Source organism: Blastomonas sp., from assembly GCF_046294995.1.
Classification (GTDB): domain Bacteria; phylum Pseudomonadota; class Alphaproteobacteria; order Sphingomonadales; family Sphingomonadaceae; genus Blastomonas.
Genome location: NZ_JBKBOG010000018.1, coordinates 1 through 22,234 on the forward strand (window position 1 = coordinate 1; position 22,234 = coordinate 22,234).

The following is a 22,234-nucleotide window of genomic DNA, read 5'->3' on the forward strand; positions in this document are numbered from 1 at the left end:
GGTTCCAACGGTGGGTCTGGTGGCCAAAGTGCGCGCCAGCTTCGATCAATTGCTGCATCGAGACGACAGGTGCCGCCATAAGCTAATTCCTTTCCGGTTGTGCCTCTGGAAGACGGGAACCTTGGAAAGCAGGCTCTCAAAGAGCTGCGAAGGCACCGGTATGTATGTCTTCCATGTGGATTGCCTGGGGCAGTGCGCCGCAGACGAGCGCGCCCTTAAGCGGTCAGCAAAACGAAATCCAGTGTTTTGTGCGTTCCGGCACCGCTTTTTTCGCTTGACGATGCAGAACACAAGTGGAACAAAGGGGCTACAAAGCGGGGGAGGGCGGGGCTGGACGGCCCCGAGGGAACCTGAAGTTATCCACAACGTTATTCAGATTGTTCCGCCGCCGGGGCGACCCCAAGCGGATAGTGCCGAGGAAGAGTTGCCATGGTTGCCGTCATCACCGCTCTGTTTTTCACCTGCGCCGCGGCGTTCGCCGTCTTGACGATCAGCCGGGCCTTCGCGGGATCGGTAGACACGCTCGACGCGCTGTTCGCGCAGTATCGCAACATGGAGAACGGGCAGATTGCCACCGGGCGGATGCGTCCGGTCGCGACGTACACGGCTGCCCCCGCGCCGGTTTATGCGCCGCGCAACGTGGTGTCGATGTCGGTACGCGCGGTGCGGACGAGCTTTGTCAGCCCTGTTGGCTGGCGCGCTGCCGCTTGACCTTGCCGTACGAGCGGATGCCGAACGGTATCAGCATAAGATAGATCACGCAGATCGCGCTCAATGTCAGCCATGGCATCGTCAGCAACGATGCTGCCGTCAGCGCGAACAAGGCCAACGCCTCGAGCCTGATGTTCTTGCGCAGGCGTAGCGACGACCAGCTGAAGGTCGCGACGTTGGAAATCATCAGGAACGCGATAAGCAGGATCCAGGGGCCGACGACGGTATAGTGCCGCAGCGCTTCAATGCCGGTTTCCATCCACAGATACAGCGGCAGCATCGCGAGGCCAGCGCCCGCCGGTGCCGGTACCCCGGTCATGTAACCGGCCGACTTGTGCGGCTGATCTTCAAGGTCGATCTGGGCGTTGAACCGGGCAAGCCGCAATGCGCAGCACACCGCAAGCGACAGAGCGATCAGCCAGCCAAAGCGCGGCAGTTCATTGAGCGACCACAGAAACAGGACGAGCGCAGGCGAAACGCCGAACGCGATCGAATCGGCGAGCGAATCCAGTTCCGCGCCAAAACGGCTTTGTGCCTTGAGCATGCGCGCGACGCGGCCGTCGATACCATCGAGCACGCCTGCCAGCACGATGGCACCGGCGGCCAGTGGCCATTGTCCCTCGAGCGCGAACCGTATTCCGGTGAGGCCGCAGCACAACGCCGTGGCGGTGATCGCATTGGGCACCATCGCCCGCAACGTCAGCCCCTCGCGCAGCCGCAGCCGTCGCCCTGCAAGATAACGGATCGGGCCGCGCCGTCCCCGGCGCTCGAGCGGATCGGGATCGGTCATGGCTTGCAACTCCGCTGGCGGACAGGGCTGGAGGAGGTCGCCGGGCCCATCAATGCGAAACACCTTCGCGGACCGGCGCCTCGCCGAGCACTGCCAGGATGGTCTCGCCGGCTATGATCCGCTGGCCCTTGACCACCGCAGGCGCGGTGCCGTGCGGCAGATAGACATCGACGCGGCTGCCGAAGCGGATCAGGCCGACCCGCTGGCCGACAGCAACGAAATCGCCTTCCTTGACGAACGGAACGATCCGACGTGCGACGAGGCCGGCAATCTGGGTGAAGCCGATCCGTGCGCCATCGCTGCGTTCCACCATGATGTGCTGGCGCTCGTTCTCTTCGCTCGCCTTGTCGAGGTCGGCATTGAGGAACTTGCCCGAAATGTACACGATCCGGCGGATGGTGCCGCCGATCGGGGCACGGTTGATGTGTACGTCGAACACGCTCATGAAAATCGAGACGCGGTACAAGGGTTCTGATCCCAGGCCATCGGGCCCGGCCAGCTCGACCGGCGGCGCAGTCAGCTGGATCAGCGTGACCATGCCATCGGCAGGTGCCACCACCAACCTTTCGTCCAGCGGCGTGACCCGCGCCGGATCACGAAAGAAGGCGAGGATCCAGAGCGTTACCCCGCCCATCGGCCAGGCGAGCGTTTCCCACGCCAGCAATGCGAAGATCAGAGTGACGGCGCCGGCGATGACGGCAAACTTGCGACCTTCGGGGTGTACAGGCGGCATGCTCCAGCTCGCCAGGCCTTTGCCCCGGTTATCCAGTAATTCTTGCGACATGCCGACCTCTTAGGGGCTGCGGCCACCTGTGACAACGTCCAAAGCCCGCGCGCCACCGTGAAAGTTGCTGCAATGCAGCATGAGGCCACGCCAGCCGCTGTGGCCGCGGAGCCCTGCACACGGTTGAAACATGGGCGGACTTTGCTAAGAGCGACGCATTCCAACGATTCCTCCCTAGCAAGAAGGCGCAAATCCAGCATGGCCAAGATAAAAGTAGCCAAGCCCGTCGTCGAAATCGACGGCGACGAAATGACCCGCATCATCTGGGAGTGGATCCGCGAGCGTCTGATCCTGCCCTATCTCGACATCGACCTGAAATATTACGATCTTTCGGTCGAAAAGCGCGACGAGACCAACGACAAGATCACCGTCGATGCGTCGAACGCGATCCGCGAGCATGGCGTCGGCGTCAAGTGCGCGACGATCACCCCCGACGAACAGCGTGTCGAGGAGTTCAACCTCAAGAAAATGTGGAAGTCGCCCAACGGCACCATCCGCAACATTCTGGGCGGCGTCGTGTTCCGCGAGCCGATCGTGATCTCGAACATTCCGCGCCTGGTCCCCGGCTGGACCGACCCGATCGTGGTCGGCCGTCACGCATTCGGCGACCAGTACAAGGCCACCGATTTCCGCGTACCTGGCCCGGGCAAGCTGCGCCTGGTGTTCGAAGGCGAGGACGGCACCAAGATCGACGAGGAAGTGTTCCAGTTCCCGTCGTCGGGCGTTGCGATGGCGATGTACAACCTCGACGATTCCATCGCCGACTTCGCCCGCGCATCGATGAACTATGGTCTGGATCGCGGATGGCCGACGTACCTGTCGACCAAGAACACCATCCTCAAGGCCTATGACGGCCGCTTCAAGGACATCTTCGAAGAGGTCTTCCAGGCCGAATTCAAGGACAAGTTCGATGCAGCCGGCATCACCTATCAGCATCGCCTGATCGACGACATGGTCGCATCGGCGCTGAAATGGTCGGGCAAGTTCGTCTGGGCGTGCAAGAACTATGACGGCGACGTCCAGTCGGACACCGTCGCGCAGGGCTTCGGCTCGCTGGGGCTGATGACCTCGGTGCTGATGACCCCCGATGGCAAGACCGTCGAGGCCGAAGCCGCGCACGGCACGGTCACGCGTCACTACCGCATGCACCAGCAGGGCAAGGCGACCTCGACCAACCCGATCGCATCGATCTTCGCATGGACCCGCGGCCTGATCTATCGTGGCCGCTTCGACGGCACGCCAGACGTGATCCGCTTTGCCGAAACGCTCGAGCGGGTCTGCATCGAAACCGTGGAAAGCGGCGCGATGACCAAGGATCTGGCGATCCTGATCGGCCCCGATCAGGCGTGGATGACCACCGAACAGTTCTTCGAGGCGATCCGTCAGAACCTCGAGCAGGAAATGGGCAGCTGGGCGTGAGCATTTGATGGCGCAGCGCAGCAGCAAGGCACGGCTGGAGGTCAGGCAGGCCCGGCGAGGCGATATTCCCGGAATATCGCAGCTCGTCGAGCGCGCCTATCCCAGCCTGCCGCCGTACAAGTTCGGTGAGCTGCGCGGGCAGATCAACAATTTCCCCCAGGGCCAGTTCGTCGCCATTCTGGACGGCGAGATCGTCGGCTATTGCGCCTCGTCGCGGGTCACCGAGGCGATGGCGTTCGCGCCGCACGACTGGGAAGAGATCAGCGGCAACGGCTTTGGTACCCGCCATGTTCCCACCGGCGAGTGGCTCTATGGCTACGAGATGTGCGTCGATCCGGCGCAGCGCGGCGTGCGCATCGGCAAGCGGCTGTATGAGGCGCGGCGCGCGCTTGCCGAATTGCTCGATCTCAATGGCATCGTGTTTGCCGGTCGTATCCCGGGCTACGACAAGGCCAAGCGCGCCAAGAAGGTCGATGGTCCGGAAGATTATCTCGCCAAGGTCATCGACGGCAAACTGCGCGATCCGGTGATCGGTTTCCAGATCGCCAACGGCTTCGCGCCGGTTGGCATCCTCATGCGCTATCTGCCCGAGGACAAGCAGTCGCGCGGCCATGCTGTGCAGATGGTGTGGCGCAATCCTTATGTGAACCCGGACGAGCCGCCGACCCATCGCGTGCCCCGCGGGGTCGAGAGCGTTCGCCTTGCCACCGTCCAGTTCCAGGCGCGCGCGGTCGCGAACTTCGAGGAGTTCGTGCGCAACGTCGAATATTTCGTTGACGTGGCTGCGGATTACAAAGCCGATTTCGTGCTGTTTCCCGAGATGTTCACGATGTCGCTGCTGTCCTTCGCCAAGAAGAAGATGGGGCCGCAGGAGGCGATCGAGGCGCTCAGCGAGTTCACCCCGCGCATCCGCGAAGAGCTGACCCGGATGGCGATGGAATACAACATCAACATCATCGGCGGATCGCACCCAACGCGCGCCGACGATGGCGACATCCAGAACATCGCTTTGGTCGCGCTGCGCGATGGATCGATCCACGCGCAGGAAAAGATCCATCCTACGCCCAACGAGCGTTACTGGTGGAAGATCAAGGGCGGCGACAGCATCGATGCGATCCAGACCGATTGCGGTCCGATCGGCGTGCTCATTTGCTATGACAGCGAGTTTCCCGAACTCGCCCGCCGTCTGGCCGATGAGGGCGCGCGGATCATCTTCGTGCCGTTCTGCACCGACAGCCGCGAGGCGTATATGCGGGTGCGTTATTGCTGCCAGGCGCGCGCGATCGAGAACCAGTGCTATGTCGTGATGTCGGGCAATGTCGGCAATCTGCCCGATGTCGAGAACATGGACATCCAGTATTCGCAAAGCTGTATCCTGACGCCGTGCGACCTGCCGTTCGCGCGCGATGGCATCGCGGCCGAAGCCAGCGAGAATGTCGAGACGTTGACGATCAGCGATGTGAACCTCGATGATCTCAGCTGGGCGCGCAGCGAAGGCACCGTGCGCAACCTGGGTGATCGGCGCTACGACCTCTATCATATCGAGTGGGATCGCAGCGTGGGTCGCGGCAGCGCGGCCGCCAAGCGCGACCGTGCCCGCCAGACCGCGCCTGCCGGGCCGCAGGGCGGCGGCGGCGGATAAAGCGCGGGGGCGGAGGATAAAGCGTTGCCTGGGCGCGATTAAAGGCTGACATGCGCGATGCCATCGGTCATTACCTGATCCATGCACAATCCGCTCGATAATCCGGTTTTCAGCGACGCCCTGGTCATTCTGGGCGCAGCGGGGATTGTCATCCCTGCGTTCGCGCGCTTCCGGATCACGCCGATCATCGGTTTTCTGCTGATCGGCATTCTGGTTGGCCCATCGGGGCTCGGGTCGCTGGTCGATGAATACCCGTGGCTGTACCACATCACCATCACCGACGCTGACTCGATCGAGCCTTATGCCGAATTCGGCATCATCCTGCTGCTGTTCACCATCGGTCTGGAGCTGTCGTTCAAGCGCCTGTGGGGGCTGCGCAAGCTGGTCTTCGGGGTCGGTGCGGCAGAGCTGCTGCTGTCCGCATTGATCATCGGCGCGGCGCTCAACCTGGCCGGGCAGAACTGGAGCGGGGCGGTCGGCCTTGGCCTGGCGCTGGCGCTGTCGTCCACCGCGCTGGTGTTGCCGATGTCAGGAACGACCTCGCCGGTCGGCCGCGCCGCGCTCGCCATGCTGCTGTTCGAGGATGTCGCGATCGTGCCGATCATCTTCCTGCTTGGCGCGCTCGCGCCGATGGCGGGGGCGACCGAAGCGGGCAGCCTGGGCATGACGCTGCTGCTGGGCGTGGCGACCGTGGTCGGGATGCTGGTGCTCGGGCGTCTGGTGCTGCCGCGGATGTTCGCGCAGGCCGCCCGCACCAAGAGCCCCGAGCTGTTCCTCGCCGCCAGCCTGCTGGTCGTGATCACCGCGAGCCTGGCGACCGCATCGGTCGGCCTGTCGCCGATCGTTGGCGCGCTGCTCGCCGGGCTGATCATCGCCGAGACCGAATATCGCGGCGAGGTCGAGATCCTGATCGAGCCGTTCAAGGGGCTGGCACTGGGCGTGTTCCTGATCACCGTGGGCATGTCGATCGATCTCAGGGTGATCGCGGCCTATTGGCAGGAGCTGGCGATCGCGGTCGTCGGCGTTCTCCTCGTCAAGGCGGTGGTGATCGGCCTGCTGTTGCGGGTCGCGGGTGCGCGGCGCGGGACTGCGGCGGAAGCAGGCGTGCTGATGGCGAGCCCTTCGGAAACCACGCTGATCGTGCTGGCCGCGGCTGTGCAGGCGCAACTGATCCAGGCATCGACCGCGCAGTTCTGGCAGATCGTCACCGCCATCGGGCTGACGATCACGCCGTTGCTCGCCAAACTGGGCCATACCATGGCGCGGCACATCGAGATGCGCGCCAGCGATGCTGCGCCGATCGACCAGTCGGATATCGCCAACGATCGCACCGTGATCTTCGGCTATGGCCGGGTAGGTGAGATCATCGCCGACATGCTCAAGGCGCACGAGCAGCCATTCGTCGCAGTGGAATCGAATGTCGATGTGGTGATGGAGGCGCGCCGCGCCGGCGTGCCGATCGTGTTTGGGGATGTCGCACGGCCCGAACTGCTCGACCGGATGCGGCTGGGCCATGCCCGCGCGCTGATCCTGACGATGGATGATCCGGTGCTTGCGGTACAGATCGTGCGCCGCGTCCACGGCTGGGTTCCCGACCTGACGATCATCGCCCGCGCCCGTGATACCGAACACGCCGCCGAACTCTACCGCGCCGGAGCGACGCTGGCGGTGCCCGAGGCGCTGGAGAGCTCGCTGCAATTGTCCGAGGCGCTGCTGGTCGATCTGGGCATCGCGATGGGACACGTCATCGCTTCGATCCACGGCAAACGCGACGAAATGCGCCGCCGGATCATGGAAGAGGGCGAACTGAGCGAGAAGCCAGCGCTGAGGTCAGGCGAGGTCGCGGCGGGCTGAGAACCCGGGTGAGGCAATCACCGTTTTCCGGCGAAAGCCGGAATCCAGAGCGACGTAAGTGGTATCTTGCCCCTGGACTCCGGCTTTCGCCGGAGAACGATATTTGCCAGGCCCACCCCGGCCTGCGGCCACCCCTCCCGCAAGCGGTAGGGGAGAGGGGGCTTAGCCCAATGCCGCCTGCTTTTCTTCCGCCAGCCGGTCGAGCTCGGCGCGGCTCTTCTTCTCGGATGCCGACTTGAGCTGCCCGCATGCGGCCATGATGTCGCGGCCGCGCGGGGTGCGTACCGGGGCGCTGATGCCGCCTTCGAAGACGATATCGGAAAAGCGTTTGATCCGTTCGGGGTCCGAGCATTCGTAGATCGCGCCGGGCCAGGGGTTGAACGGGATCAGGTTGACCTTGGCGGCCAGGCCATAGCCCTTGATCAGCCGGACGAGTTCGCGCGCGTCGTCGTCGGTGTCGTTCTTGTCCTTGAGCATTACATATTCGAAGGTGATGCGCCGCGCGTTGCTCGCGCCGGGATAGTCGGCGCAGGCCTGGAGCAGTTCTTCCAGCCCGAATTTGCGGTTGATCGGCACGATCTCGTCGCGCACCTCCTTGGTCACCGCGTGCAGCGAAACCGCAAGGTTCACCCCGATCTCCTCGCCGCAGCGCGCCATCAAGGGCACCACGCCGCTGGTCGACAGCGTGATCCGCCGCTTGGAGAGCGCCAGGCCATCGCCGTGCATCACGACCTTCATCGCATCGCGGACGTTGTCGAAATTGTAGAGCGGCTCGCCCATGCCCATCAGCACGATGTTGGTCAGCAGCCGGCCATCGGCGGTGTAGGACGCGGCGTCCTCATCGTCGTCGAGCTGGTCCATCGCACCCTTGGGCCATTCGCCGAGCGCATCGCGCGCCAGCATGACCTGGCCGACGATCTCGCCCGGGGTCAGGTTGCGCACCAGCCGCATCGTGCCGGTGTAGCAGAAACGGCAATTGAGCGTGCAGCCGACCTGGCTCGAGATGCACAACGTGCCCCGGTCGGCATCGGGGATGAACACCATCTCGTATTCCTGCGCGTCGTCGGTGCGCAGCAGCCATTTGCGGGTGCCGTCGCTCGAGACCTGCGCCTCGACCACCTGCGGGCGACCGATCACGAAGCGCTCTTCGAGCCACGGCCGCATCTGCTTGGCGATGTCGGTCATGCTGTCGAAATCGGTGACGCCGCGGTGGTAGATCCAGTGGAACAGCTGCTTCGAGCGCAACTTTGCCTGTTTGCGGTCGAGCCCGGCGGTCTCGAGCAAGGCGGCGATATCCTCGCGCATCAGACCCATCAGGTCGGCACGGCCATCGGCGCGCGGCGTGATCGGGCGCGGCACAGGGACGGGATCGATATGGCCGGGGATGGCCATGTCCATGGAAGCCTCGGGCGCAGGCACGGGGGAGGTCTCGGCGGAAGTCTGGGTTGTCATGCGCGCCACATAGTCAATCGGGCCGCCAAATGCTACCTCCGCGCACTACGGCGTTGCCCGCCAGCGTGCAGGAGTTTCCATGGACCGGTTCTTCACCCTGATAGCGACCAAGGTATCGCAGACCGTGGGAAGGCCCTTCGCCTTCGTCGCGGCGATCGTCATCATCCTCGTTTGGGGTGTGACCGGACCGCTGTTCGGCTATTCCGATACCTGGCAGCTGGTGATCAACACCGGCACCACCATCATCACCTTCCTCATGGTGTTCGTCATCCAGAACAGCCAGAACCGCGATGCTGCCGCGATGCAGGCAAAGCTCGACGAACTGATCCGGACCCAGCAGGAGGCACGCAACGCTTTTATCGGGATCGAGCACCTCACCGATGTCCAGATCGAGCGCATCCGGGCGGCGCTCGAGAGCGAGGGTGAAGCGCTGGAAGAGGCACGGCTGGAGCGCCATGAGAGCGTCGATCGGTTCCTTGCGCGGCTCTGACGCCAGGCAACGATCAGCGGCGCTGGGCACAGCCCAGTGCGGCGGCATCAAGCGCAGTGGCCGCACCCTTCAGCAGATAGACATCGCGAACCACCCTGCCATCTGCACCATCGGCGCTGGCGGCCATTTCGCGGGCGGAGCGCATCGCGGCGATGATGCCCGCGTCCATCGCCCTGTCAGCGGCCCAGGCGTCTCCGCCGCCACCGGTCAGCGTGAAGCGGCGTACGCCGATGACCAGCGTGACCTTGCTGTCGCTGGCCACCGCCCGGCTGAGCCGCAGGTGAAACTGTCCGCGCACGCCACGCTTTGGCCAATAGCCGATGCTGGCAAAGGGGCGATACTGCCGCTTGCCGCGCACCGTGTCGGGCTGCGCGATGGCATAGCAGCGCGGCACCTCAGGATCGCGAAACGCGCCCCAGCCATCGAACACGCCCAGGCTGTCGCGGGCATGGAGGGGCAGGGGGGCAAGCAGCGCAATCAGTATTGCCAGTGCCACCCAGCCGCGTTTCACGCATGGCCTCCGCCGGTGCCGGTCACCACGATGTCTTCGCGGCCATCGGCGATCATCACCACCGAGCCCTGCGGCAGCCCCGGGGCGACCGGTGCGCCGAACACCGGGTGCGGCGGCAGGCCGAGCAATACGCCGCGCAGCACCCGGCTGGAAATGCCGTGCATGATCACAAGCTTGTCATCGCCGTCGCAGGCGTGCGCCTGCAGCCAGTCGGTGACCCGTGTTGCGATCGCGGCATAGGTCTCGCCATCGGGCGCGGGCTTGAGCAGCATCTCGGGCGCCTCGATCACCGGGCCGACCTCGGCGATGACATCGGCATAATAGCGGCCACCCCAACTGCCCATGCCGATCTCGACCAACCGCGGATCATGCACCGCATCGTGCCAGTCGAGCCCGAGGTGCTCGGTGATCACCGCCAGCGTCTGCAACGCGCGCCCGGTGTCCGATGCCCAGAGCGAAAGGGCAGGGCGGGTGCCGAGCAGCTCTGCCAGCGCCGCGCCCATCGCATCGGCCTGGGCAAAACCGGCGCGGGTCAGCGGGGTATGGAGATGGTCTCCCTGCAGCCTCTTGGCGGCGTTGAACACGGTTTCGCCGTGCCGTGCGATGAACAGGCGGCCAGCGACCGGGAGACAGGAAAACCGGGAATTTTGCGTCATATCGGCACCGTTTCGGCAATACCGGCGCTGCGTGCAAGCCCGGTGGCTCATTTTCCACAGTTTAAACCGATTTGCGCGGCTATCGGCTTGCGGGCAAAGCCAATATTGTTAATGAAGTGGGTCCGGATTCTGCCAGTTTGGCAGGGCATGTCTTTTGGATTTGAGGCCGTCCGGCCTCGGGGGATTTTCATGAAAGCGACAATCGAACGCGCGACGCTCCTCAAGAGCCTCAGCCATGTTCAGTCGGTGGTGGAACGGCGCAACACGATCCCCATTCTGTCGAACGTGCTGATCGAAGCATCGGCCGATGGCGCGCTGCGCTTCATGGCGACCGACCTCGACCTGCAGATCGTCGAAACGATGAGCGCCTATTCGGTGGAAACCGCCGGGTCGATCACGGTCTCGGCGCACACCCTGTTCGAAATCGCCCGCAAGCTGCCCGATGGCAGCCAGGTGATGCTCGATGCCGCCGACGGCAAGATGCTGGTTCGCGCCGGACGCAGCCGCTTCACGCTTCCCACCCTGCCGCGCGACGACTTCCCGGTGATCGCCGAGGGCGAGCTCCCGACCAGCTTCGAGCTGGCAGCGGCCGAACTCATCCAGATCATCGACAAGACGCGCTTTGCGATCTCGACCGAAGAGACGCGCTATTATCTCAACGGCATCTTCCTGCACGTTGCCGATGACGACCGTCCGGTGCTCAAGGCTGCGGCGACCGATGGTCACCGGCTGGCGCGAGTCACGCTCGACCGGCCCGATGGCGCCGAGGGCATGCCCGACGTGATCGTGCCGCGCAAATGCATCGGCGAGCTGCGCAAGCTGCTCGACGAGCGCGGCGATGGCAAGGTCCAGATCGACCTGTCTGCCAGCAAGATCCGCTTCACTCTGGGCACCGCGATCCTGACGTCGAAGCTGATCGACGGGACCTTCCCCGATTACAGCCGCGTCATCCCCACCGCCAACGACAAGTTGCTCCGGATCGATCCCAAGGCGTTCGCGCAGGGCGTCGACCGCGTCGCCACCATCGCCACCGAAAAGACCCGCGCGGTCAAGATGGCGCTGGAGAAGGACAAGATCACGCTTTCGGTGACCAGCCCCGAGAACGGTACGGCGGCCGAAGAGGTCGAGGGCGAATATTCGAGCGACGGCTTCGAGATCGGCTTCAACGCCCGCTATCTGCTCGACATTCTGGGTGAGCTCGACGGCGATGTCATCGAGCTGCACCTCGCCGACTCCAGCGCACCGACGCTGATCCGCGAGAACGACAAGGCCAGCGCTTTGTACGTCCTGATGCCGATGCGCGTTTGATCGGCTAGCAGCGAGTTCCAGCTTAGCTCGTCATTCCCGCGAAGGCGGGAATCCCGCTATTTTCCCGACCCTCGCGGAGAAGCGGGACCCCCGCGTTCGCGGGGGTGACGGTAATGGATGTTGCCTAGGTTTATCTTTCGTCCTTTCCCACCACGCATAGCAAAACGCCCTCCCGGTCGGACCGGGAGGGCGTTTTGCGTTTCGGTCTCGTGCCGGCTTAGTGCCGAAACTCAGCGCTTGTCGACCGCAACATAGGGACGCTGCGCCGGGCCGGTATAGAGCTGGCGCGGGCGGCCGATCTTCTGGCCGGGATCGGAGATCATCTCGTTCCACTGCGCGACCCAGCCGACGGTGCGCGCGAGAGCGAACAGTGCGGTGAACATCGTGGTCGGGAAGCCGATCGCCGAGAGGATGACGCCCGAGTAGAAATCGACGTTGGGGAACAGCTTCTTCTCGATGAAATAGGGATCGTTGAGCGCCATTTCCTCAAGCTGCAGCGCGACCTCGAACACCGGATCGCTAACCTTGAGCGAATCGAAGACTTCGCGGACGGTTTTCTGCATGACCGTCGCGCGCGGATCGTAGTTCTTGTACACGCGATGGCCGAAGCCCATCAGGCGGAACGGATCGTTCTTGTCTTTGGCGCGGGCGATATATTCGGGGATCTTGTCGGGCGTGCCGATTTCGCGCAGCATGTTGAGCGCGGCTTCGTTGGCGCCGCCATGCGCCGGGCCCCACAGGCAGGCAATGCCCGCTGCGATGCACGCGAACGGATTGGCGCCCGAAGACCCTGCCAGACGCACGGTCGAGGTCGATGCGTTCTGTTCGTGGTCGGCGTGCAGGATGAAGATGCGGTCGAGCGCGCGCTCGACGATCGGGTTCACCTCATAAGGTTCGGCCGGAACGCCGAAGGTCATCCGCAGGAAGTTGCCGGTGTAGGACAGCGAGTTGTCGGGATAGACGAAGGGCTGGCCAACCGAATATTTGTAAGCCGCAGCCGCGATGGTCGGCATCTTGGCGATCAACCGGTGGCTCGAAATCCGGCGATGCTCGGGATCGGCGATGTCGGTCGAATCATGATAGAATGCCGACAGCGCGCCGACGACACCGCACATGATCGCCATCGGGTGCGCGTCGCGACGGAAACCGCGATAGAACTGCATCAGCTGCTCGTGCAGCATGGTGTGGCGTGAGATGGTGTAGGTAAAGGTGTCGAGTTCGTCCTTGCTGGGCAGTTCGCCGTTGAGCATCAGGTACGAGACTTCCATGAAGCTCGAATCTTCGGCCAGCTCGCCGATCGGATAACCGCGGTGAAGCAGCACGCCTTCGTCGCCATCGATATAGGTCAGCGCGCTGTCGCAGCTGGCGGTCGAGGTGAAGCCGGGGTCGTAGGTGAAGCAGCCCGTTTCAGCATAGAGCTTGCGGATATCGATCACGTCGGGCCCGATCGTGCCCGAGCGGACAGCATAGCTGCTGTCCTTGTCGCCAATCTTCAGTGTTGCGCTGTCTGACACGGTTCGTTCTCCTCAAAGCGGTACTGTAGGGTGCGCGGGCCTCAGGCGGCCACACGCGTAACGTCGTTGATCCTGGCAAGCGATTCTTCGCGACCCAGAAGTTCGAGCACATCGAAAATACCCGGAGAGCGGGCCTGCCCGGTCAGGGCGGCGCGCAAAGGTTGGGCGTAAGTGCCGAGGCCGTGCCCCTGAGCCTCGGCGAATTGCGTAACCTTGTCCTCCAGAGCGGCAGCAGTCCACGGCGCTGTCTCGGCCAGAACTGGTGATACCGCCTGCAAAATCGCGATCCCTGCATCTTCTAGCAAAGATTTTGCTTTCTCGTCCATGCTTAAGGGGCGGGATTTGAAGAGAAACTGCGCGCCATCGGCGAGCTCGTTGAGGTCGCGCGCGCGCAGCTTCATCACCGGCATCGCACGGGCGAGAAGATCGGTTCCGCTGGCAGCATCGAATTCGGGCATCAGCGCAGCGACGCGCGGCGCGACCAGCGCGGCAAGTGCGGAATCGTCCATCTCGCGCAGATACTGGCCGTTCAAATTGACCAGCTTCTTGGCATCGAAGCGCGAGGGCGACTTGCCGACATTGGCGAGGCTGAACAGCTCGACCGCCTCCGCGCGCGAGATTTTCTCGCGGTCGCCATAGCCCCAGCCCAGCCGCAGCAGATAATTGAACATCGCATCCGACACGATTCCCATGTCGTCGCGGTAATTTTCCACGCCCAGTGCGCCATGACGCTTGGAGAGCTTGGCGCCGTCGTTGCCATGGATCAGCGGGATGTGCGCATAGACCGGCTCGGGCCAGTCCATCGCCTGGATCAGGACGAGCTGACGGAAAGCGTTATTGAGGTGATCGTCGCCGCGGATGATATGGGTGACGCCCATGTCGTGATCGTCGACCACCACTGCGAGCATATAGGTCGGGGTGCCATCCGAACGCAGCAGGATGAAATCATCGAGCTCGCGCGCATCGACGGTGACCGACCCCTGGACCTCGTCGGCGATGGTGAGCTTGCTGCCTTCGGGCGCCTTCAGCCGGATGACATACGGCGCGCCTTCGGGCGCTTCGGAAGCATCGCGGTTCCGCCAGCGACCATCATAGCGCATCGGCAGCTTCTTGGCACGCTGCTCGGCGCGCATCGCTTCGAGTTCTTCGGACGTCGCAAAGCACTTGTACGCATTGCCGGCTTCGAGCAGCTGGTTTGCCACCTCGGCATGGCGCGCGGCGCGCTCGCTCTGGAAGACCGGGGTGTCGTCCCAATCGAGGCCCAGCCAGTCGAGCCCTGCAAAGATCGCATCGATCGCTTCAGGCGTGGAGCGCGCCTTGTCGGTATCCTCGATCCGCAGCAGCGCCTTGCCGCCGTGATGGCGGGCGAACAGCCAGTTGAACATCGCGGTGCGGGCCCCGCCAATGTGCAGGAATCCGGTCGGCGAGGGCGCAAAACGGGTGACCACCTTTCCGCCGGGCGATGCCGTCGTTCCAGGCTGATTTTCGCCGCTTGCACTCACTTACGCTTTCCTTTCAAACTGGCCGGGCATGGCCCTTTCGACCGCCTCTAGCACGGCTTTCTGGCAGCGACAAATGGCCAGTTTGACCCGATTTTCAACACCCGTCGGCTGGGGCCGGGTGATGCATCGCTTCGTCCTGGCAGAGCGCGACCAGCTGCCGGTGTGGATCGTCGTGGCGTTCGGCGCCGGGATCGCGGCATGGTTCGTACTGCCCGGCCGAGACTGGCACTGGGCGATGATCGCGCTGGGCGCGGCAACGGCGCTGGCGGTGCTGGCGCTGCGGCGCAGCTGGGCGGCAATGGAACTCGGCGCACGCTGCATCTTCGTCGCTGCGCTCGCCCTGGCGGCGGGGACCGCGCATATGTCCTGGCGCGCCGAGCGGGTTGCCGCCGATCCGCTGCCCGCGCCGTGGTTCGGCATGCTCACCGGACGCGTGATCGAACGCGAGATGCTGCCCGCGCGCGGACAGGTGCGGCTGGTACTGCAGACCGCGCCAGCGCTTGGCCTGCCGGAAAAGGTACGGATCAATCTCGACCAGGCCAGGGACGATCCGCAAGCCCGTCCCGGTGCGATCATCTCGGGACGGGCGCGGCTGATGCCACCGGCGCAGGCTTCGCTTCCGGGCGGCTACAGCTTTGCCCAGCGCGCCTGGTTCGACCAATTGGGGGCGACCGGCAGCATGCTCGATCGCCCGCGCATCGTCCGCGCCAGCGAAGCCGCAAGCGGTTTTGACACCCTGCGCGCACGGCTGTCGGCGCACATCCAGGCGCAGATCGAGGGCGGGGCAGGGGGGATCGCCGCGACGCTCGCGACCGGAGATCGCGGCGCTATCAGCGAGGAGGATGCCGAGGCGATGCGCCGCAGCGGGCTTGCGCATCTGCTGTCGATCAGCGGTTTGCACGTCACCGCGCTGATCGGTGCGGTGTGGCTGATCACGCTCAAGCTGCTGGCTTTGTCCCCGCCGCTGGCGCGCGCGTGGCAGTTGCCACTGGTGGCCGCCGGGATGGGCGCGTTCGCGGGAATTGGCTATACCCTGCTCACCGGGGCAGAGGTGCCCACCATACGGTCGTGTGCGGCGGCGATGCTGGTGCTGGTTGCGCTGGCGCTGGGGCGCGATCCGGTGTCGCCACGGCTGATCGCGGCGGGCGCAATGCTGGTGCTGCTGTTGTGGCCCGAAACGCTGATGGGGCCGAGCTTCCAACTGAGCTTTGCGGCGGTGACCGCGATCGTCGCGCTGCATGATCACCCAAGGATGCGCGGCTGGGCGGCGCTGGACCTGTCGTGGCCCGGCCGGGTGGCGCGGTTTCTGGCGATGCTGTTCCTCACCGGGCTGCTGATCGAATTCACGCTGATGCCGATCGCGCTGCACCATTTCAGCAAGGCAGGGCTGTATGGCGCGCTGGCCAATATGGTCGCGATCCCGCTGACGACATTCGTCATCATGCCGCTCGAGGCGCTGGCGTTGCTGCTCGATCTGGCAGGCTGGGGCGCGCCTGTCTGGTGGCTGTGCGGCACGGCGCTGAACGCGCTGCTTGCCCTGGCGCATGCCGTCTCCGACACGCCGGGATCGATAACGCTGTTCCCCAAGATGGCGCCCTGGGTGTTCGGGATGTTCGTCGTCGGCGGGCTGTGGCTGTTCCTCTGGCGCAGCCGCGCGCGCTGGCTGGGGCTGGCACCGGTCACGCTCGCCGGCGTTCTGGTCGCGCTGCAGCCGGTGCCCGATCTGCTGATCACCGGCGATGGGCAGCACCTCGCCGTAGCAGGCAAGCGCGGACAATTGGTGGTCCTGCGCGCGCGCACCGGCGACTATGCGCTGCAGGCGCTCAGCGAAAGCGCGGCGTTCGACGGGCAGGCGACCGCGATGGAAGACTGGCCCGATGCCACCTGCAGCGCGGAGTTCTGCAGCTTTGTGCTATCGGCACATGCGCGCAATTACGCGGTGCTGGTCGGTCGCAACCGCGAACGGGTGCCCGAACGCGCGCTGGCGGCGGCCTGCCGTCGCGCCGATATCGTCATCGCCGGACGCTGGCTGCCGCGCAGTTGCCGCCCGCGCTGGCTCAAGATCGATCGCGCGATGCTCGCCGAGACGGGCGGGCTGGCGCTGTATCTCGAAAGCCAAAAAGTGCGCACCGTCGCCGAGGACCATCGCGGCCATCCCTGGTGGGACCGGGCGGTGGAACTGCGCGAGCAGGCGATGGAGGCGAAGCGCGCTGCGCGGCTCAGCACTCCACCACGTTGACCGCGAGCCCGCCCTGCGAGGTTTCCTTGTAGCGCTCGTTCATGTCGAGCCCGGTGCGCCGCATCGTCTCGATCACTTCGTCAAGGCTGACCCGGTGGGTGCCATCGCCCATCATCGACAGCCGCGCCGCCTCGATCGCCTTGACCGCGCCGACCGCGTTGCGCTCGATGCACGGCACCTGCACAAGGCCCGCGACCGGATCACAGGTGAGCCCCAGATTGTGCTCCATGCCGATCTCGGCGGCGTTCTCGACCTGCATCGCCGAACCACCCCAGGCAGCGACCAGCCCGGCAGCGGCCATCGAGCAGGCAACGCCGACCTCGCCCTGGCAGCCGACTTCGGCGCCCGATATCGACGCGTTTTCCTTGAACAGCGAGCCGATGGCTGCAGCGGTGAGCAGGAAGCGCTCGACCCCGGCGTTGTCCGCCCCCGGCGCGAAGCGATCGTAGAAGCGCAGCACCGAAGGGATGATCCCCGCCGCGCCATTGGTGGGCGCAGTGACGACCTTGCCGCCAGCCGCGTTCTCCTCGTTCACCGCCAGCGCCCAAAGGTTTACCCAGTCGATCACGGTCAGCGGATCGGACAGCATCCGCTCCTGCCGCGCCATCAGATGCGCCATGATCAGCGGCGCGCGGCGCTTGACCCGCAGCCCGCCGGGCAGTTCGCCGCCGTTGCGGATGCCGCGGTCGATGCAGGCGGACATGGCGGTGGCGATCTCTTCCAGCCCTGCCGACAGTGCCCCGGCATCGCGCGCGGCGAGTTCGTTGGCGCGGGTGATCTCGGCGATCGACAGTCCGGTCTGCGCCGCGATCGCGAGCAGTTCGGCGCCTGAGCGGAACACGTGCGGCGGATCCCACAGCCCGCCTGAACCGGGCGCGTTGGCTGCGGTCTCGTCTTCATCGACCACCGCGCCACCACCCACCGAGAAATAGGCGCGCTGGTCCAGCGTTGCGCCAGCGACGTCGAAGGCGGCAAAGCGCATCGCATTCGAGTGATAATCGAGCCGCTCTCGCTGGAGGAACAATAGGTCGCTGGGTTCATCGAAAGCGACCGGGTGGCGCTTGCCGAGCAGAATTTCTCCTGACCCGCGGATCTGGTCTACCAGCCGGTCCGCTGCATCGGGGTCGCAGCTGCGCGGCTCCTCTCCGGCCAGGCCCAGCAGGATCGCGCGGTCGCTGGCGTGGCCCTTGCCGGTCAGCGCCAACGATCCATAGAGCCGGGTTTCGATCCTGGCGACGCGTTCGAGCACGCCGATGTCGGCCAGCCGCTCGACGAAGCGGTTGGCGGCAACCATCGGCCCCATGGTGTGCGAACTCGACGGGCCTATGCCGATCTTGAACAGATCGAAGACGGAGGCGACCATAAATATCCTCAGGTTGTGGGTGGTGGGCAATCAGTTGGCGTCGGCCTGCCTAGCGCCAAGCAGGTGCTGCTGCCAGAACGCCAATGTCGTCCAGAACAGGAAATCTGCATTCTCCTTGCGGCGAAAGCCATGGCCCTCGTTGCGCGCGAGCAGGTGCCAGGCGGTGCCGCCGCGCGAACGCACGGCGTCGATGATCTGGTCGGCCTCGCTCGCCGGAACCCGGGGGTCGTTCGCGCCGGTGACCACGAGCAGCGGCATCTTGAGCTCATCGACACGGGTCAGCGGACTGATTTCCTGCAGCTTGGCGCGGAGTTCGGGAATGCGCTCGTCGCCATATTCAACCCGTCTCAAGTTTCTCCGGTATTCTTCTGTATTTTCAAGAAATGTCACGAAATTCGAGATCGCGACGATGCAGCTAGCGGCGTTGAAGCGGCGGCTGTAGCGGATCGCGCTTGCATAGCACATATAGCCGCCATAGCTGCCACCTGTTACTCCGAAGCGCCTCGCATCGAGCGTGGGATATTTGCCCAGACGGTCGAGGAAAGCGCCGATGTCCTTGACCGAATCCTCGCGGCGGAAGGGACCATTGTCGAGACTGCCAAAGCGCTTGCCAAACCCGGTCGAGCCACGCACGTTTGGATAAAACAGAGCAATTCCAAGCTCATTGATCAGATAGTTGTTACGCCCAAGAAAGCCCGCCGAGGCCTGACCTTCGGGTCCGCCGTGGATCGACATGATCAACGGGCGTTTGCCTGGGTGCCGCCGGGGATCGGGGCGGTACAGCAGACCGGATATCGGTTCGCCGTCGAAGCTCTTGATCTCGACCAGTTCGGGCATGACGTTGGCTGCCGGATCGAGCCCACCGGCTTCGCTTTCGGTCCAGCGCGTGACCTCTCCGGTCGCGACGTCAAGGCTGTAGGCGTCACCGGGAGACTGGTTGGAATACACGGTAAAACCCAATGTCCCCCAAGGCGCGAACTTGATTTTCGATCCGATCTCACCCGGAGGCAGCCCCGCCACAGTGCGCGTGGCGCCTGTTGCGATATCGTACAGTTGCAGCCGTGAAAACCCGGCCTCATTAATGACATAGGCGATGGTCTTGCCGTCCTTCGAGATATCGAAGCTGCTGATGTCCCAGCGCCCGCCCTCGATCATCGGGGTGAACAGACCGGTTTCCAGGTCGAGCAGGCCAAGCCGCTGGACATCCGAATCTTTGTCGCTCGAGACCCACAACCGGCCGTCGGGCGCGAACTTCAGATTGCCATAGGCAACCGGCGCGGCATCGCGCGTCACCTGGCGGATCGCGCCGGTGTGCACATCGATGATGTGCAACTGGCTGTCGGCGACCGAGATATAGTTGAACACCAGCAGATCGCGGCCATTGGGGGCAAAATCGATCGCGGCCCAGCCGCCGCTGTCGGTCGAGAGCACCAGCCGCGCCGTGCCGGGATCGCGCGGGTCCATCACGTAGATGTCGTTGTAGACCCCGCTGCGCATATTGCTGCCATAGGCCACCAGAGTGCCGTCATCGGACCAAGGCCCCAAGGTGTGGCGGCTTTTGCCATCGGTGAGCAGCGTCATCCGCCCGGCGTCGAGCGCATAGATCTGCGACACCTCGTTGCCACCGGCGTCCTTTTCGACCAGCAGTGTCGAACCATCGGGCGACCAGCTGCCGCCATAAATGGGTTCTTCTTCAAAGCTGATCTGCCGCCGCGCGCTGCCCGGCGCTGCGACCCTGTGCAATTGCGATACGTTGCCGAACCGGGTGGTGATCAGCATCGACCGGTCCCTGGGGTGCCAACCGGCGAAGCTGGCGGTGCGGTATTCCAGATACGGCCGGGTATCGGCCACCAGCGTCAGCGGGATCGGTGGCACGCCATCGGCCAGCATGGCCGGTGGCGGGGGGGCAGATGGAAGGGGGGCAGGCGCAGCCGGGGCGGACGGCGCAGGGGGGGCTACGGTTGCCGCGCTGTCCTGTGCAGAACCCGGCCAGGCGGTGCACGCCGCCAATGCGGCGCACAGGCCAAACGTGGCCCTCCAAGTTCCCGAGTACATGCGCGATCCTCTCTTATGGTTTGGGCGCCGGTCTATGCGCGGGGCCCACGCTTGGCAATCTTGTGCTTGCCACTAGGCAGCTTGCGCGACACATCCTAGAAGCCCGGGCCATGGATCGCCCCTCCACCCGAACGCTTGATGGCTCGTCGCCCGCGCCCTTTGTCCTGCTGGACGATGCGCGTGTGGGGCATGCAAGCGCCGCGCGGCTGTATCGCGATCCGGTGCGCTGCCTTTCGGCCCATTCGGCGGACGAACTTGACCGGCTGCTGGACGATCTGCGCACGGCAGGGCGCGATGGCCTGCATGCAGCGGGCTATTTCGCCTATGAGGCGGGGCTGGCGCTGGAGCCCAGATTGCGTCCCTTGCTTGCGAACGTGGCGCCGATGCGACTGGCATGGTTCGGGCTGTTCGAGCGGCATGACGTCATGACACCCGACGCCGTCGATGGCTGGCTGGTCGATGCCGGCGGCAGCGGCGTTGCTTTCCTGACGCCAGCGCGGCCCCGCATGAGCGAGGCCGACTATGCCGCGCGCTTTGCGCAGGTGCACGAAAGCATCGCCAGCGGCGATATCTATCAGGCCAACCTGACGTTCCAGAACGAGGCCGCGATGTCCGGCCACCCGCTGGCGCTTTATCGCGCGCTGCGCGCGGGATCGGCGGCGGGCTATGGCGGGGTGATCTGGGATGGCGCGGACTGGCAGCTGAGCCTGTCGCCGGAGCTGTTCTTTTCGCTGCGCCAGGGCGAGGTGACCGCGCGGCCGATGAAGGGGACCGCGCCGCGCCATCGCGATCCCGAGCGCGATGCCGCAGCCGCGCGTGCGCTTGCCCGGTCGCAAAAGGATCGCGCCGAGAATCTGATGATCGTCGACCTGCTGCGCAACGACCTGTCGCGCATCGCGGCGCCAGGAAGCGTATCGGTGGCCGATCTGTTCCGTATCGAAAGCTATCCCACGGTTCATCAGATGACCTCCACCGTGCGCGCGGCGCTGGCACCCCGGCTCGACGCGGTCGACATCCTGCGGGCTATCTTCCCGTGCGGGTCGATCACCGGCGCGCCCAAGATCCGCGCGATGGAACTGTTGCACCAGATCGAGGCGGGGCCGCGCGGCATCTATTGCGGCTCGATCGGGCGGATCGACCCGGGCACCGGCGGCGCGCCGGGGGATGCAGCGTTCAATGTTGCAATTCGCACCTTGCATCTGGCTGCCGATGCGCAAAAGGTCACTTTGGGCCTGGGGTCAGGCGTGGTGGCGGACTCGGCCAGCGGCGACGAATGGCGCGAATGTCTGGTCAAGGGGGCGTTCTTGAAGGCGGCAACGAAGAATTTCGATCTGATCGAGACGATGGGATTTGACCCTGCCCAGGGCATCATCCGGCTAGAACAGCATCTTGAGCGGATGAAGGCGAGCGCTGCGGCGCTGGGATTTTCGTTTGATCGCCACGGGGTCCGCAACGCGCTCAACCACGCCTGTTTCTATCTCGATGCCCCCACGCGCATCCGACTGCTGCTGGCGCCGAGCGGCGATACTGCGATCGAAATGCGGCCAGCACCCGAACCACTGGCCGAGCCCCTCGGGGTGGTCGTTCGGGCGATGGAACTGGCCTGCGGTGACCTGAGGCTCGCCCACAAGACCACCGACCGCGCCTGTTACGACCGCCCCCGGCAGGAGGCGCATGCGCTTCATGGCGCAGACGAAGTGGTGTTCATCGATGCCGACGGCGCGCTGACCGAAGGCAGCTTCACCACCGTGTTCGTCGAGCGCGATGGCACATTGCTCACCCCGGCGCTCGAAGCGGGTCTGTTGCCCGGGGTCTTGCGCCGCGAACTGCTCGATCAGGGGCGCGCGATCGAGGCGCGGCTGACGCCCGAGGATCTGGCTGATGGCTTCTGGCTCGGCAATTCGCTGCGCGGGCTGATGCGGGCGCGCCTTATCGCCTGATCGG

General features: G+C 64.7%; 17 protein-coding genes and 1 pseudogene. 8 read left to right on the forward strand and 10 right to left on the reverse strand.

From position 1 onward, the window contains the following. Positions 1–79 (reverse strand): annotated as a pseudogene (locus tag ACK4R0_RS15010) (30S ribosomal protein S2); the annotation flags it as partial. A gap of 350 nt (positions 80–429) precedes the next feature. Here ACK4R0_RS15010 and ACK4R0_RS15015 point away from each other — a divergent pair. Beyond that, positions 430–711, forward strand: a complete 282-nt coding sequence (locus ACK4R0_RS15015) for a hypothetical protein (RefSeq protein ID WP_409675717.1) — start codon at positions 430–432, stop codon at positions 709–711. Here ACK4R0_RS15015 and ACK4R0_RS15020 read toward each other — a convergent pair. Both ACK4R0_RS15020 and ACK4R0_RS15025 read right to left on the reverse strand, forming a co-directional pair. Further along, positions 680–1,399, reverse strand: coding sequence for a CDP-alcohol phosphatidyltransferase family protein (locus tag ACK4R0_RS15020; RefSeq protein WP_409675908.1), 720 nt, complete (start codon positions 1,397–1,399; stop codon positions 680–682). The genes ACK4R0_RS15015 and ACK4R0_RS15020 overlap by 32 nt on opposite strands. A 151-nt stretch (positions 1,400–1,550) precedes the next feature. Further along, positions 1,551–2,285 carry a phosphatidylserine decarboxylase gene (locus ACK4R0_RS15025; RefSeq protein ID WP_409675720.1) on the reverse strand — a complete coding sequence of 245 codons (735 nt, stop codon included), beginning with the start codon at positions 2,283–2,285 and terminating at the stop codon, positions 1,551–1,553. 198 nt (positions 2,286–2,483) lie between these two features. On the opposite strand from ACK4R0_RS15025, the gene ACK4R0_RS15030 reads away from it, so the two are divergent. From ACK4R0_RS15030 to ACK4R0_RS15040, 3 genes are all read left to right on the forward strand, one after another. Beyond that, positions 2,484–3,704, forward strand: a complete 1,221-nt coding sequence (locus ACK4R0_RS15030) for an NADP-dependent isocitrate dehydrogenase (protein WP_409675723.1) — start codon at positions 2,484–2,486, stop codon at positions 3,702–3,704. 7 nt (positions 3,705–3,711) lie between these two features. Beyond that, entirely contained in the window at positions 3,712–5,346 is a 1,635-nt protein-coding gene (locus ACK4R0_RS15035) for a GNAT family N-acetyltransferase (protein WP_409675726.1), read from the forward strand. Between the two features lie 81 nt (positions 5,347–5,427). After that, positions 5,428–7,200 (forward strand): cation:proton antiporter, encoded by a 1,773-nt coding sequence (locus tag ACK4R0_RS15040; RefSeq protein ID WP_409675729.1) that lies wholly within the window; start codon positions 5,428–5,430, stop codon positions 7,198–7,200. A gap of 162 nt (positions 7,201–7,362) precedes the next feature. Here the strand turns inward: ACK4R0_RS15040 and rlmN are convergent, their stop codons facing one another. Continuing rightward, positions 7,363–8,652 carry a 23S rRNA (adenine(2503)-C(2))-methyltransferase RlmN gene (gene rlmN / locus ACK4R0_RS15045; RefSeq protein ID WP_409675732.1) on the reverse strand — a complete coding sequence of 430 codons (1,290 nt, stop codon included), beginning with the start codon at positions 8,650–8,652 and terminating at the stop codon, positions 7,363–7,365. A 79-nt stretch (positions 8,653–8,731) separates the two neighbouring features. Here rlmN and ACK4R0_RS15050 point away from each other — a divergent pair, with 79 nt between their 5' ends. Beyond that, a complete protein-coding gene (locus ACK4R0_RS15050) occupies positions 8,732–9,142 on the forward strand; it encodes a low affinity iron permease family protein (protein ID WP_409675735.1) in 411 nt (136 codons plus the stop codon). A 13-nt stretch (positions 9,143–9,155) separates the two neighbouring features. Here the strand turns inward: ACK4R0_RS15050 and ACK4R0_RS15055 are convergent, their stop codons facing one another. After that, positions 9,156–9,653 carry a hypothetical protein gene (locus ACK4R0_RS15055; RefSeq protein WP_409675738.1) on the reverse strand — a complete coding sequence of 166 codons (498 nt, stop codon included), beginning with the start codon at positions 9,651–9,653 and terminating at the stop codon, positions 9,156–9,158. Then, entirely contained in the window at positions 9,650–10,309 is a 660-nt protein-coding gene (locus tag ACK4R0_RS15060; RefSeq protein ID WP_409675741.1) for a histidine phosphatase family protein, read from the reverse strand. Before ACK4R0_RS15060 ends, ACK4R0_RS15055 begins: the two co-directional genes overlap by 4 nt. Before the next feature lie 189 nt (positions 10,310–10,498). Here ACK4R0_RS15060 and dnaN point away from each other — a divergent pair, with 189 nt between their 5' ends. Next, positions 10,499–11,617 carry a DNA polymerase III subunit beta gene (gene dnaN / locus ACK4R0_RS15065; protein WP_409675745.1) on the forward strand — a complete coding sequence of 373 codons (1,119 nt, stop codon included), beginning with the start codon at positions 10,499–10,501 and terminating at the stop codon, positions 11,615–11,617. Between the two features lie 230 nt (positions 11,618–11,847). Here dnaN and ACK4R0_RS15070 read toward each other — a convergent pair whose 3' ends face one another. Together ACK4R0_RS15070 and gltX are read right to left on the reverse strand one after the other, a co-directional pair. Then, positions 11,848–13,131, reverse strand: coding sequence for a citrate synthase (locus ACK4R0_RS15070; protein WP_409675748.1), 1,284 nt, complete (start codon positions 13,129–13,131; stop codon positions 11,848–11,850). Positions 13,132–13,172: 41 nt separating this feature from the next. Then, positions 13,173–14,633, reverse strand: a complete 1,461-nt coding sequence (gene gltX, locus ACK4R0_RS15075; RefSeq protein ID WP_409675751.1) for a glutamate--tRNA ligase — start codon at positions 14,631–14,633, stop codon at positions 13,173–13,175. 73 nt (positions 14,634–14,706) lie between these two features. Here gltX and ACK4R0_RS15080 point away from each other — a divergent pair, with 73 nt between their 5' ends. Further along, complete coding sequence (locus ACK4R0_RS15080) at positions 14,707–16,872, forward strand: ComEC/Rec2 family competence protein (protein ID WP_409675754.1); 2,166 nt, start codon at positions 14,707–14,709, stop codon at positions 16,870–16,872. Here ACK4R0_RS15080 and ACK4R0_RS15085 read toward each other — a convergent pair. Together ACK4R0_RS15085 and ACK4R0_RS15090 are read right to left on the reverse strand one after the other, a co-directional pair. Beyond that, on the reverse strand, positions 16,853–18,235 hold the full coding sequence (locus ACK4R0_RS15085) for an L-serine ammonia-lyase (protein WP_409675757.1): 1,383 nt from the start codon (positions 18,233–18,235) through the stop codon (positions 16,853–16,855). The two genes, ACK4R0_RS15080 and ACK4R0_RS15085, sit on opposite strands and share 20 nt — an antisense overlap. A gap of 30 nt (positions 18,236–18,265) precedes the next feature. Next, the gene (locus ACK4R0_RS15090) at positions 18,266–20,125 is read right to left on the reverse strand and encodes a S9 family peptidase (RefSeq protein WP_409675760.1); all 1,860 of its coding nucleotides are present in this window, start codon (positions 20,123–20,125) and stop codon (positions 18,266–18,268) included. A gap of 275 nt (positions 20,126–20,400) precedes the next feature. Here ACK4R0_RS15090 and pabB point away from each other — a divergent pair, with 275 nt between their 5' ends. Then, a complete protein-coding gene (gene pabB / locus ACK4R0_RS15095; RefSeq protein WP_409675763.1) occupies positions 20,401–22,230 on the forward strand; it encodes an aminodeoxychorismate synthase component I in 1,830 nt (609 codons plus the stop codon). Positions 22,231–22,234: the final 4 nt, after the last annotated feature.